The 13,608-nt window shown below is 37.5% G+C and carries 12 protein-coding genes and 1 pseudogene; 11 read left to right on the top strand and 2 right to left on the bottom strand.

The genetic code is table 11. The features are described from left to right. Window positions 1-25 precede the first annotated feature (25 nt). The 8 genes and pseudogenes from ME5_RS05470 to ME5_RS05445 all read left to right on the top strand — a co-directional run bounded on the left by ME5_RS05470 (window position 26) and on the right by ME5_RS05445 (window position 6,474). The gene (locus ME5_RS05470) at window positions 26-1,909 is read left to right on the top strand and encodes an ABC-F family ATP-binding cassette domain-containing protein (protein ID WP_035000380.1); all 1,884 of its coding nucleotides are present in this window, start codon (window positions 26-28) and stop codon (window positions 1,907-1,909) included. Window positions 1,910-2,940: 1,031 nt separating this feature from the next. Beyond that, a pseudogene (locus tag ME5_RS10985) lies at window positions 2,941-3,078 on the top strand (autotransporter outer membrane beta-barrel domain-containing protein); the annotation flags it as partial. Between the two features lie 43 nt (window positions 3,079-3,121). Next, complete coding sequence (locus ME5_RS05465) at window positions 3,122-3,457, top strand: hypothetical protein (protein WP_245256494.1); 336 nt, start codon at window positions 3,122-3,124, stop codon at window positions 3,455-3,457. A 30-nt stretch (window positions 3,458-3,487) separates the two neighbouring features. Further along, on the top strand, window positions 3,488-3,661 hold the full coding sequence (locus ME5_RS10560; protein ID WP_155799374.1) for a hypothetical protein: 174 nt from the start codon (window positions 3,488-3,490) through the stop codon (window positions 3,659-3,661). Between the two features lie 41 nt (window positions 3,662-3,702). Continuing rightward, window positions 3,703-3,936 carry an autotransporter outer membrane beta-barrel domain-containing protein gene (locus ME5_RS10890; protein ID WP_051016458.1) on the top strand — a complete coding sequence of 78 codons (234 nt, stop codon included), beginning with the start codon at window positions 3,703-3,705 and terminating at the stop codon, window positions 3,934-3,936. A gap of 49 nt (window positions 3,937-3,985) precedes the next feature. After that, complete coding sequence (locus tag ME5_RS10885) at window positions 3,986-4,399, top strand: autotransporter outer membrane beta-barrel domain-containing protein (RefSeq protein WP_342413249.1); 414 nt, start codon at window positions 3,986-3,988, stop codon at window positions 4,397-4,399. Window positions 4,400-4,925: 526 nt separating this feature from the next. Continuing rightward, window positions 4,926-6,212: an MFS transporter gene (locus tag ME5_RS05450; protein ID WP_008039166.1), complete on the top strand. Its 1,287-nt coding sequence runs from the start codon at window positions 4,926-4,928 to the stop codon at window positions 6,210-6,212. 25 nt (window positions 6,213-6,237) lie between these two features. Continuing rightward, entirely contained in the window at window positions 6,238-6,474 is a 237-nt protein-coding gene (locus tag ME5_RS05445; RefSeq protein ID WP_008039165.1) for a hypothetical protein, read from the top strand. A gap of 173 nt (window positions 6,475-6,647) precedes the next feature. Here ME5_RS05445 and ME5_RS05435 read toward each other — a convergent pair whose 3' ends face one another. Then, window positions 6,648-7,097, bottom strand: a complete 450-nt coding sequence (locus ME5_RS05435; protein WP_196793552.1) for a DNA polymerase III subunit chi — start codon at window positions 7,095-7,097, stop codon at window positions 6,648-6,650. Between the two features lies 1 nt (window position 7,098). After that, the gene (locus tag ME5_RS05430; protein ID WP_008039162.1) at window positions 7,099-8,586 is read right to left on the bottom strand and encodes a leucyl aminopeptidase; all 1,488 of its coding nucleotides are present in this window, start codon (window positions 8,584-8,586) and stop codon (window positions 7,099-7,101) included. A 378-nt stretch (window positions 8,587-8,964) separates the two neighbouring features. Here ME5_RS05430 and lptF point away from each other — a divergent pair, with 378 nt between their 5' ends. The 3 genes from lptF to ME5_RS05415 are packed head-to-tail and all read left to right on the top strand — an operon-like array spanning window position 8,965 to window position 13,604. Continuing rightward, complete coding sequence (gene lptF / locus ME5_RS05425) at window positions 8,965-10,152, top strand: LPS export ABC transporter permease LptF (RefSeq protein ID WP_008039161.1); 1,188 nt, start codon at window positions 8,965-8,967, stop codon at window positions 10,150-10,152. Next, complete coding sequence (gene lptG / locus ME5_RS05420; protein WP_008039160.1) at window positions 10,149-11,240, top strand: LPS export ABC transporter permease LptG; 1,092 nt, start codon at window positions 10,149-10,151, stop codon at window positions 11,238-11,240. Before lptF ends, lptG begins: the two co-directional genes overlap by 4 nt. Continuing rightward, window positions 11,241-13,604: an LPS-assembly protein LptD gene (locus ME5_RS05415; protein WP_008039159.1), complete on the top strand. Its 2,364-nt coding sequence runs from the start codon at window positions 11,241-11,243 to the stop codon at window positions 13,602-13,604. Window positions 13,605-13,608: the final 4 nt, after the last annotated feature.

Genomic DNA, 13,608 nt, shown 5'->3' with positions numbered 1-13,608 from the left:
AAGAGCATGCGAAAGCAAAGATATTATGCTCATTTTCAACGACATCACCGTCCGCATGGCTGGACGCATGCTTATAGATCACGCCACTATCACTTTGCCTGAAGGATCAAAAACAGGTTTTGTCGGTCATAACGGCACTGGAAAATCTACACTCTTTCGTGTCATTACTGGCGAAATTGTCCCTGATACGGGTGATTTTAGCATGCCCAAAAATACTAGGATCGGTCAAGTTGCACAAGAAGCACCCGCTACAGAACAATCCTTAATGGATATTGTTCTAGAAGCTGATAAAGAACGCGCCCAATTGTTAAAAGAAGTTGTACTTATCAATGATCCGATGCGCATTGCTGAAATTCATACACGCCTAGTTGATATTAACGCCCATTCCGCTGAAGCGCGCGCAGGATCTATTCTTTCTGGCTTAGGGTTTGATGCTCAAGCACAAAATCGCCCTGCTTCATCTTTTTCAGGCGGTTGGCGTATGCGTGTTGCTCTTGCAGCTGTTCTATTTGCAGAGCCAGACCTTTTATTACTTGATGAACCAACCAATTACCTTGATTTAGAAGGTACATTATGGCTCATTGATTATGTTCGTCGTTATCCTCATAGCGTTATTATTATTAGCCATGATCGTGACCTTTTAAATAGTGCCACAAGCTCTATCATGCATCTTGAGAATAAAAAGTTGACGTTTTGGCGTGGCAATTACGACCAGTTTGAACGCCAACGCGCCGAAACAATTGAATTACAACAAAAACACGCAACAAAACAAGAAGCGCATCGCAAACATATGGAAGCCTTTGTTGCACGCTTTCGTGCAAAAGCCAGTAAAGCGCGCCAAGCACAATCCCGTTTAAAAGCACTTGAAAAACTCAGCCCCGTTGCAATATGGAAGGATGAAAATGTTCATACTTTTAGCTTTCCAGAAGCGGTAAAAAAAGTTGCATCACCAATCATTGCATTATCGAACATTGATGTTGGTTATGAAACAGCAAAACCAATATTACGCAATTTAGATCTTAGAATCGACAATGATGATCGGATTGCTTTATTGGGGGCAAATGGGAATGGTAAATCAACAATGGCAAAACTTCTTTCTGGCCGTTTAAAGCCAGAAAAAGGCAGCTTGACTCTGGCGCCGCATTTAAAAGTTGCTTTTTTTGCTCAACATCAAATGGATGATTTATACCCTGAAGAAAATGCCATTGAGCACGTCCGACGCCTTATGCCTGGCCATGCAGAAGCAAAAATTCGTGCAAGCGTTGCGCAAATGGGTATAACCACCGAAAAAATGCTCACAAAAGCTAAAGAACTTTCTGGCGGAGAAAAAGCGCGCCTTCTCATGGGACTAGCTACCTTTGATGGCCCCAATCTTCTTATTTTAGACGAACCGACAAACCATTTGGATATTGATAGTCGGGAAGAGCTTATTCATGCTCTCAATGAATTTAACGGGGCGGTTATTTTGATTGCACATGACCGCCACCTTATTGAAGCAACGATGGATCGCTTATGGCTGGTGAAGAATGGCCAAGTCAAACCTTTTGAAGGAGATATGGATGATTATCGTCTAGAAGTTTTGGGCTTAACAAAACCGAAAGACGCAAAACCTTCAAAAGACGTTGTTTCAAAAAACACGAAAAATGAAAATCGTAAAACAAATGCACATAAACGGGCAAATCTGGCACCTCTTCGTAAACAAATAACTGATATTGAAGCCTTGATTGAGCGTCTTCAAAAACTTATTGCACGCTTAGATGTTGCATTGGGTGAGAGCACAATATATCAAAAAACGCCTGAAATTGCAGCTGAAAAAGCACGTGAACGTGCCGATGCAGCAAAACGTTTAGAAGATGCCGAAGGCCGCTGGCTAAAATTAAGTGATGATTATGAAACAGCCCTCAAATAATAGCTTTTGACGTGTCAATAAAATACATATGAATTATTCATTTAAACATAGTATAATATTTTAACAATAAATAAGACGCACTTGAAAACATTGTCTCTATTTACATCATAATGTTGCTAAAATGCATCCAAAAATAGTAAGTTTATTATTAAATTCATATTTTTTAACTATATTATTGATATCTATTGGCACAATAACAATCAACGAATAACAAAAAAATCAAAACTGATAAATACGGCATACTTAATTATGGTACTTTAGAAATTATAAATAATTATGGATGCATTGAAACTAAAGGTTGCAGAAATTTAGTTAAGGTAGCATTTCATATATTTATAATCATAGCACAATGTTAACTTATAACAGTATAAACAGTGTGTCCATTGTGTTTTTATCAAGTACAAATAAATAAAATACTATAAATAATTTTGGAAGAATACTAGCGCGTAATGCAACGCGTATACTTATTAGCAATAATAATAAACTAACCATTAACAATAGCTCTACTATACAAGGGCGTGATTTTGGCATTAATGTTAGCTCTTCCGAACAAGGAGCAATTATTAATAATAATGGAATCAGAATTTTATCTGAAATTTAGTCATAAATAATGATGACAAAAGAATTATAATAGGAAAAGACTAATCAATTATTGGTGTCGGTCAAATTAACAATTATGACTTACTGGCCGGAGAAGTTAATCTTGGCCATTCTTTTTTGTTTTACTAGGTGATAATACACAAGTTTATGGTAAAATTAAAGGAACAACAGGCTCATTACTTTTTGTAGGATCTGCAGATTTTAATACTCATTTAAATGCGCAGTCGTTACAAAATATTTTTGTAGATAAATTCATTGTCACCAAAAATACATCATTAAAATTATATAGTAACTATATACGGAAAACTTCCAGTAACAATAATGATGCCTTTCTTAATGAAGGAAGTGTTACATTTCATGGAAATGTTACTTTATTCTCAAATATTAAAAATAACGGTGCCTTTATATAAAGCGATAGTACAAATAATAACTATAATCAAATAACGATTGATGGAAATTATATCGGCAGTTCTGGGACAATCATTTTGAATTCAGTTCTAGGTGATGACAACTCAGCAACTGACTACCTTCATATCTTAGTTGACGTTACAGGAACCTCAAAAGTTTAGATTATCAATCGCGGCGGTCTTGGTGCCTCATGGTGACTGATGAATGATGGTAATTATCTTTATTCAAGGTGATGGTAACGCATCATCTAACGATCTCATAATTCAATCTTACTATAATTTTGAAGGTCAAAAAGCATTTATTGGTGGCGCCTATTCCTATGGGCTTTTTGCTGGTGACAAGGTAGGTAATTTTTTCAGGCGATTGGCATTTAAGAACCTTAAATACCGAAATACAACCCGAGCAAGATCCTCGCCTAAGCCAGATCCTAATCCAAATTTACCAGAACCAACACCTAAACCAGAAAATCCTGGTATAGACGGTCAACCAGTAAGACATGTTTACACACCGACTGTGCTTATGTATAAAATTTATCCTTAACTCTTACAACAGTTGAATCAACTAGGCACAATGAGGCAATGGACAGGTCATAGAACTTGGATTGCCACAAATAATGATGAAGTGTCACAAAACGACACTGAAGTAAGTAATTTTTGGATGAAACTAGAAGGCTTAACTAGCCATATCAATCCAAACAGAAGCAAAACCATCTCTGATGATGATGTCAACATTATTAAAACTTAATCGGTTTAGATTTCTTAGCCCATGAAAATCTAACGGGACAATTGGTTGGTGGGCTGTATTTCCAAGATTGTCATGCACACACCAATGTTTCTTCACCTTTTGGTGCGGGCAAAATCAAGACTTATGGTTATGGTTTTGATTGGACACTAACTTGGCATGGAAACAACGGTATTTTTATCGATGGTGTCGCTCATCTCACGTTATATGATACTAACATTCATTCAAAATGGCTACGCAATTCTCATTTTGTCAGTGGAAATAATGGAACTGGCTAAGCTTTAAGCTTAGAAACAGGTAAAAATTGCTCTTAATCAAGATTGATTTATAACACATCAAGCGCAATTGTCCTACAATAACATTAATTTCAGCATTTTCTGCGATTCAAATAATGGGCATATTCGCCGTGAAGATGGCTATTCACTTAGAGGCCGCATCGGTGTCGCTTTTGATACAGAAAAAATCTGGAAATCCGAAAAGAGTGACATGCGCAGTTTAAAACCTTATGGTATTGGAAACCTCTATTATGAGTTTTTAGATGGAAGGGAAATTGCTGTAACCAATTTTGATTTTCGTAATCGTTCTGATCGTTTTTGGGGCGGCCTTGGCGGTGGTCTTACATATAACTGGAACGATAATGCATATTCACTTTATACAAAAATCGTTGCGAGCACGATTTTTATTGATTTTGGTGATCGCTACACTCTCCATGGTACAATAGGCTTTAAAGCGATATTTTAAAAAGAAACGATTTGATCAAAAATCAATATATTTCTTGATCATTTTTCCCTTTTTTGAAAAAAACTTAAAGGCTTATAGTGAAAATTTCCACTATACGCCTTTTTCACTTTTCGATGATGAAACACCGCGGATCGCGTATAACATTTTCTTTTCAAACAAAAAAATAAGTATTTTCTATCTTCACTCCTGTCATAGAATTCTGAATCACTTTAAAGATGCATTATGAAAAATGAATATTTATAATTTTTTTCTGACGACAAATAACAAAATTATTTTATTCACCTACATGTTTACTATGAACATGATGTCATATTCTTTTATTAAAGAGCGTTTTACAAAATCACTATTTTATTTAGAATAATATAAATCTTAGCAGCCCTGTACGAAAGTAATTTTTCATGGTCAATATTTTTTAAAATTTACAACATATTAAAAACATGACTCGACAGTTTTAAGAAATTTTAATAAAAACATTTGATCAAAAATATAACTTAGTTTCAAAAAAGAGCATAAAGACAATTTAATCATGCCCGATTCTGAAAATTCAAATAATATTACGAAAAATTCTATCGCGCATGTTCTTTTAGCCAGTCTTATTGGAACAACAATTGAATTTTTTGATTTTTATGTATTCGCAACCGCCGCAGCATTAATTTTTCCAGTTATATTTTTTCCAAAAGGTGATCCTAGCGTAGCACTTTTAAGTTCCTTTGCTGTTTTTGCTGCAGCATTTTTTGCCCGTCCATTAGGGTCGATTATTTTTGGACATTTTGGCGATAAAATTGGACGCAAGGCAACACTTGTTGCCGCACTTTTAACAATGGGCATTTCGACTATTTTAATAGGTTTCCTTCCAACCTATGCAACAATTGGCTGGCTTGCCCCTCTTCTTTTAACTCTTTGCCGTTTTGGACAAGGAATTGGACTAGGAGGTGAATGGGGGGGTGCCGTTTTATTAGCAACAGAAAACGCTCCACCAAAAAAACGCGGCTGGTATGCTATGTTTCCGCAACTTGGCGCACCAATTGGACTTATTTTATCTTCAGGTACATTTTGGCTTATGTGGAATTTTCTCAATGAAAGTCAACGCATGAGTTGGGGATGGCGTATTCCTTTTATCGCTTCGCTTATTCTCATTGCTGTAGGGCTATGGGTCCGTCTTTCTATTAAAGAAACACCTGAATTTCAAAAAACAATTGATCGTCAAGAACGTGTCAAAGTTCCAATGATTGAGGTTTTCTTTAAATATCCTCGCGCACTTTTTCTGGGCACTTTTGCCGGTATGACGACATTTGTGTTGTTTTATCTCTTTAGCGCATACTTGCTGTCTTATTCGACAAATCATTTAAGCTTAAGTTTTAACAAAGCACTTGAAGTTCAAATGCTCGGTGCCGTTTTTTTTGCGCTTCTCATTCCATTTGCTGGCAAAATCTCCGATCGCATAGGGCGTCGTTTACTCATGATATGGGTAACAATTTTTATCGGTGCCTTTTCCTTCGCTGTGCCTTATTTTCTTGATCGTGGACTTTTAGGTGTTTTTACACTTTCTGTCGTCGGTCTTGGATTGATGGGATTAACATATGGACCCATTGGAGCCGCCCTCGCCTCTCCATTTCCAACAGCCATTCGTTACAGTGGCGCATCAATGACATTTAATCTTGCTGGAATAGTAGGAGCTTCATTTGCACCTTATATTGCTGAAACACTTGTGCAAAATTTCGGCACCGCTTATATCGGTTATTATCTTTTATTATCTGCCTTTATCTCACTGACTTGCTTTATCGGATTTACCGATAAAGAAATATCAGCTTAATGGTATAAAAGATAAAAGCCATGCAATGAAAAAAAATAGAGGTAGTGATACCGCTATTCGTATTTTCGCAGTAAATATCTTTGGCAAAAACAACCAAAACAAAACTGCAAAACAGATGGTTGATAAAACAAAAACACTATCAGCTGCCAAAGCAATGTGTTTTGAAGCAATAAAAGACGACATTATATGTGTTCTTCCCACCCAATATGTCGTAATAAAGCCAAAAAACACAGCCCAAAACAGTGTTATAAGTCGATCATAAATCATGGTCATCGTATTTTTTTCGTTGCCATTGACGCCAAAAGGATAGAAACCCAAGCAATATAATAATGCAAAACACCCATCTTCCACCTCCTGAGTTTTCATTGATAAAATACTCAGGATACAAAAAGCCTGCAAGTCCAATTAAAATTAATATGATAGGTGTTATACGCATTAGGTTTTTTTCTCCCAACGGCCATTTTCTGTCTGCTGCCAATATGTGAGTGTATGGTTTTGATCCCGATAGTGTTTCCAGTGTTCGCGTGTTAAACGAACAAGATCATGATCATCACCTTCAAACATAACAACAAGGCGTTGATACTTATCAACATTCGTGCAAAACGCACCCTCTAAAAGAAAACGCACAGTTGAATGGTTTGGGTTGTCTTCTCGCGTTGTTAAATAAACGGGTTGCAAATCATGGTCACAATCATTGTGTGTTCCATGTCCAATGAATGAATCCTCAGAATACGCCCAAAGATGATTATCCAAATGTGTACACCGTTCTTCACTTAAACATTGTATGCTCGCTTTCCATCCACGCTGAAGAGAACGCTCAACCAACCCAGGTAGGGCTTCATCTAGCGTTGATCGTGTCAAATGATAAAAAAGAATTTCTGTCAAATCAGCTCTCATAATTATCTTTGACAAAGCGATCAAGCAAGCGCACACCAAAACCCGATGCCCAAGATTGATTATACTCATTTTTTGGCGAGGCCATCGCCGTTCCTGCTATATCAAGATGAGCCCAAGGAATATCAGCAACAAATCTTTTTAAAAATTGTGCAGCGGTAATAGAACCTGCATAACGACCACAACTGTTGCGCATATCTGCAAATTGAGAATCCACCATTTTATCATAAGTCTGACTTAATGGCATTCGCCAGACTTTTTCACCTGTTTTTTGACCCGCATCAAAAAGTTGTTGTGCCACATCATCATTATTGCTGAAAAGTCCAGCATGTTCAGTTCCTAAAGCAACAATGATCGCTCCTGTAAGTGTTGCAAGATTAATCATTGCTTTGGGTTTAAAACGTTCTTTTGTATACCAAAGCGCATCCGCCAAAACCAAACGTCCTTCGGCATCAGTATTGATCACTTCAATTGTTTGTCCTGACATAGATTTGATAATATCACCGGGACGTTGTGCATCACCGTCTGGCATATTTTCAACCAAACCAATGACACCGACAACATTGACTGGTGCTTTACGAGATGCAAGAACCATCATGAGAGCAGCGACGGCAGCGGCCCCTCCCATATCGCCCTTCATATCTTCCATCCCCGCACCAGGTTTTAAAGAAATACCGCCTGAATCGAAAACCACACCTTTGCCAACAAAGGCGAGAGGCTTTTCTTTCGCTTTACCGCCTTGCCAATGCATAATGGCAAGATAAGGTGGCCGTCTTGAACCGCGCGCAACGCCTAACAACGCGTTCATTCCAAGCTTTTCCATATCTTTTTCGTTCAACAACTCAACTTTCACATCAAGTTTTTTAAGCTTTTGAACGTGGTCTGTAAATTCTTTAGGTCCTAAAACATTAGCTGGCTCATTAACCAAATCACGCGCAAGAATAATTGCACTACTGATATGACCCGCATTTTCTATTAATTTTTTACCCGCATCAAAATCTTCTAATTGAATGGTTATGTCTAAATTCTTTTTTTTCTTTTTCTCTTTACCGTTATTGGTTTTATAAGTGTCAAAACGATAATTTTGTAAATATATTCCTGTAAAAAAATCGACAATTGCACAAGAATCAATTTTTTCTCCTGCAACCGTTAAGCAAATCGTCGCGTCTGTGTCATCACTTAAGGCTGTACGTGCAACACCACCTAATTTTAACCAATCATCATTTTTTAATTGAGCAACCTCACCAACACTCATAATGACCAAGCGATTAAAACCTTTTTTATTGTCAGATAGAGTATCAATAAACGTAAAAGGCTTTGCCTTAAAATTTCGCACAGATTGTGTTCTATCAATCAAAGCTTTTCCAACAATTTTTTCAACTTCAAAAGCAACCTGTTTTTTTTCATTAACTAGTACAACCAAAGTACCTTTTTTAGGCGCGGAAATAGCACTGGTTTCAATTTTTATAGATTTTGACATCGAATAATCCTTATTGGTTGACTTGCTATAATGTTTTACAAAAAACTCTCCATTTAAGATGAGTTCTAACGAAATAAATTTATGATTTCATATCTCAAGCCTAAATTTTAGTTTTATAAAGCACTGTCAAAAATTACACACAATGACATTGATATAAAGGATTTTTTTACTCTTTTATAAAATGTTATCTTCATGACTCTTGGAAAGTAATAATGATTTGTGGCAAAATACTTTAAAAATTAAGTTTCTATCAACTATTTTTTTTGTCTCTTGTTAGCCCCATTATGATATGCGATAGGATAACAAAGCTAATTTATTTTTTATAATGAATGATATAAATTCTTATATCGATTTTTTATGAGTGTGTGACAATCGTATATGCGCATTATAGAGTTATACATCCTGCGGCGTGTTTTTATTCTCTTCACGGCCATACTCTTGGCGTCGGTTAGCATTAGCTGGACCGTTCAAGTTTTGGCACGAATCAACTTTCTAACAACCAGTGAGCAAACATTCTTCACCGTTTTAAAATTTTCGTCTTTATTCATACCTTCTTCAATTCCATTGGTTATTCCTTTCGCTCTGGTGATCGCTGTGACACAAGTTTTATCCACAATGAATCAAGATTCTGAACTTGTTGTTATTAATGCCTCAGGAGCTCCTCGCTTTACAGTTTGGAAACCAGTACTTTTATTAGCACTCATCGTATCAATCCTATCTTTTGCTATTGCTAATTTTGTAACGCCGCAAGCGCGACATACAATGCGCGATATGCTTGCGACTGCACATTCTGACTTGATCAATGTTTTTATTCAGGAAGGCAATTTTAGAGAACTTACAACAAATTTATATATGGAGATTGGCGAAAGACACGATGATGGCACCATAGGACGGCTTTTTATTGCTGATCAGCGTGATCCTAATATAGATCTATATTATTATGCAGTTGAAGGTGCTGTTATAAGCAATAATCACAGCGATTATCTTGTTCTTAACAATGGAGAAGTACAACGTCGCGACAACCAAACTGGTGATGTATCAATTATCAAGTTTGGCTCTTATAGTTTTGATTTAGGCGAATTTACAGCAAGTGATGGAACGCCCACTATTTTTCCAAAAGATCGCCCACTAGCCTATCTCATGAATCCCGATATTAATGATAGTCATTATCAAAGACGTCCTTTACAATATACAGCTGAACTTCATCGACGCTTTACAGAATGGCTCTATCCGTTAGTCTTTGCCTTTGTCGCTTTGGCGGTTGCAGGTGATGCAAAATCCCACCGCCAGGCACGAATTTCTGCATCTTTCACAGCGATTTCTGTATCTCTTCTGATTTACTGGTTGGGCTATTATTTTGGCGACCGCGCCGATAATGATTTGGCTTATATACCTTTACTCTATCTTATACCGCTTGGGGTTTGTGGTGTTATTTCATTTATGTTTTTCACGAATAAAACATTCAAACTACCCAAATTTTTAAATGATAAGTTATTACGCTTAGTTGATAGAATAAAAACAATATTCCAATCGCCTCAGTCTTCAAAAAATGGAGATCCACAATGATTGGATGGACACTTGGTCGCTACTTTTTTCTCCGTTATGTAAAAATTACCATTTATTTTTTACTCGGTATTTTTATTTTGGCATTATTGATGGATTTTACTGAAAATGCCGCGCGATTATCTCGACTTCCAGGCTATTCTGCGCTTGGCGCCTTAAGCGTTTCAGCTTTGCGCATTCCCTTTATAATGCAGCAACTTTTTCCTTTTGTCGCACTTTTTTCTGCCATGGCAACCTTAATTTCTCTTAATCGCAAATTAGAACTTGTTATTGCGCGATCTATAGGTGTTTCAGCATGGCAATTTTTAATGCCCGCTTGTTTTGGCGCTTTTTTGTTTGGTTTATTTGGAGTCATTATTATCAATCCATTGGCCGCTTGGGGAACTGCTCAATCAGAAAATCTTCTTGCCAATTGGCGTGGGGAAAATACACAGTTATCCACAGACAGCAATCGTATACCATGGTTAACACAGCGCACAGATTTTGGCATTACAACCATAGGTGCAAAATCTGTTACTGATTCCGGTCTCACCCTTATCAATACAACCTTTGTTCAATATAATGATGATGGTAGTGTTAAAGATTGGATTAATAGTCCCAAAGCAAGCCTTATAAACGGTGCGTGGATTCTTACAAATGGAACGCGCTATAAAGCAGGTCAAGAGCCTGAAAAATTTGATAAATTAACGGTACAAACACGATTAAGACCTGAATTTTTAGAAGAGCGATTAGCTGATCCTGCAACCATACCATTTTATGATTTACCAAAAAAAATAGAGGTTGCTCGATCATTTGGTTACTCAGCAAATGCCTTTGACATGCAGCTACAATCTTTGGTAGCACTTCCGGCATTATTAATCGCGATGACCTTGATTGCTGCAACGGTTTCTTTAAAATTTGTGCGCTTTGGTCAGTCAGGAACGTTAATTTTGGGTGGTATCATTGCCGGCTTCGTGCTTTATGTAGTTTCGGTACTTGTGCAGGCATTTGGTAAAGCAGGATATGTTCCTCCTGTTGTGGCTGCTTGGGTTCCTGTAGTTATTGCTTTATTTATTGGTATCTCCTTTCTTTTACAGAAGGAGGACGGCTAGGTGACACAATTGATAAAAGAAGTTAAAATTTCAAAAAATCTAAAGGCTTATGCTCTTTCAACAGCGCTTAGCTTTATGTTTGGTTTTGCTTTTACGCAGCCAAATTTTGCTCAAAATCTCAATGTCATCAATGCTGATCGTGAGAGCAATAAAGAAGCACGTATGCTTTTAGCTGCGGACGAACTCATATATGATCGCGATGTCAACACAATTACGGCGCGGGGCAATGTTCAAATTGAATATGATGGTAATCGTATTGTTGCTAAAAAGGTCACTTATAATCAAGCGACTGGTCGTGTTATGGCTGAAGGCGAGGTTGAGATTGTCCAAGCTGATGGCAGCAAAATATATTCTGATAAAATAGATATGACTGAAGATCTGGGTGAAGGATTTGTCAATTCTTTACGCGCAGAAACCGCTGATAACACCCGTTTTGCGGCTGAAAGTGCAGAACGCAGTGCTGGACAAATGACTGTTTTTAATAACGGCGCCTATACAGCGTGTGAACCATGCTATCAAAAACCCGATAGAGAAGTTCTTTGGCAAGTCAAAGCCAAACGCATTATTTGGAATGGTGAAACAAAGACAATGCGTTTTGAAAATAGCCGTTTTGAAATATTTGGTGTTCCGGTAGCATGGTTTCCCGTATTTGAAATGCCTGATCCTACTGTAAAAAGAAAATCGGGCATTCTAGCACCAGAGTTCAGTTATAAAAATAATCTTGGTTTTGGAGTACGTAATTCCTATTTTTGGAATTTAGCACCAAATTATGATTTTACTTTATCTGCAACCGGTTTTACCAATCAAGGGCTTTTGACAGAAGGTGAATGGCGTCATCGTCTTGAGAATGGCACTTATAATATTCGTTTTGCCCATATCTATCAGATTAACCCAGATGATTTTGATTACGCCACGATAGACCGCCACCAAGATAATCGCTATATGGTTTCAACCAAAGGTAATTTTAATATTAATTCCAGTTGGACATATGGTTGGGATATACTTGCACAATCAGATAGAAATTTTAGCCGTACGTATGATCTAGAAGGCTATAAAGAAGATGTTGTGCGTTCGCAAATTTATTTAACAGGGCTTTCAGGTCGAAATTATTTTGATATGCGCTTTTATCATTTCGAAGTTCAAGATTCGATGTTAAAAAATAGCCCTAATGAACGCAATTCGCGTCAACCTTGGGTTCTTCCACGTTTGGATTATTCTTTCACACCTGAAGAATCAGTATTTGGCGGCGAATTAACATTTAATGCAAATTTACAATCAATTTATCGCGATAGAGCTGATTTTGCTTTTGCTGATTGGCAAGGCGTTGCTCTTAATTCGCCCCGCCTTGCAGGTATGGCTGGTTATAGTGGACGCTTAACCGCCGATGTTTCTTGGAAGCGTAGTTTTATTACACAAGGTGGGTTGGTCTTAACACCTATAGTGGCCTTGCGCGGTGATGGTATCACAACAAATGCTGACGGGAATTATAACGGTTATAGTCGTTCAAATCATTATACCAATGTTGACATTGCTTCAGATGCGTTTCGTGGCATGGCAACAGCAGGTTTAGAGCTGCGTTACCCACTTTTATTTACCGCTGGAAACTCAACGCATATACTAGAACCAATGGCGCAAATTTTTATTCGTAACAATGAACAATACGCAGGACGTCTTCCAAATGAAGATGCACAAAGCTTTGTATTTGATGCGACCACTTTATTTCAACGGGACAAATTTTCTGGTTATGATCGTGTTGAAGGTGGAACGCGTGCCAATGTGGGCATTCGTTATTCGGGCAATTTAAACAATGGTTGGTCACTTCATGCACTTGCAGGTCAATCCTTTCAATTGGCAGGAAAAAACTCCTACCAACAAAGAGATTTTGTTGGTGTTGGGTCTGATTCAGGCTTAGAAACAGCCCGTTCAGATTATGTCGCAATGGTTGGAGCAAGTAATCAAAAAGGATTTGCAATTGCCTCACGCGGTCGTTTTGATGAAGAAACGGGAGCCGTTCGTCGTGGAGAAATTGAAGTTTCGCAAAATTGGTCACGTGTATGGGCTTCATCACAATATGCCTATATTCAAAGTCAACCCACCTATGGTTATTCACAAGATAGACAAGAAGTCAGCGTTCAGGGTGGCTTTAAATTTGCCAATTATTGGTCAATAACAGCCAATACAAGTTATGATCTTGTTTCAGATACATTTGTTAAAACAGGAACAGGACTGAATTATCTTGATGAATGTTTTGGTTTTACAGTCGGTTATGAACAAACACGCAATCCTTGGGAAAATGAGCCTTCTCATAAATTTGGTTTCATGCTTTCCTTTAGAACAATTGCTGATTTCGGTCAGACATTATAAGTGG

Origin of the sequence: Bartonella tamiae Th239 (assembly GCF_000278275.1) — a bacterium.
Lineage (GTDB): Bacteria > Pseudomonadota > Alphaproteobacteria > Rhizobiales > Rhizobiaceae > Bartonella > Bartonella tamiae.
Note: the sequence above shows the minus strand (reverse complement) of the source record. Positions and strands in the feature narration are given on the sequence as shown.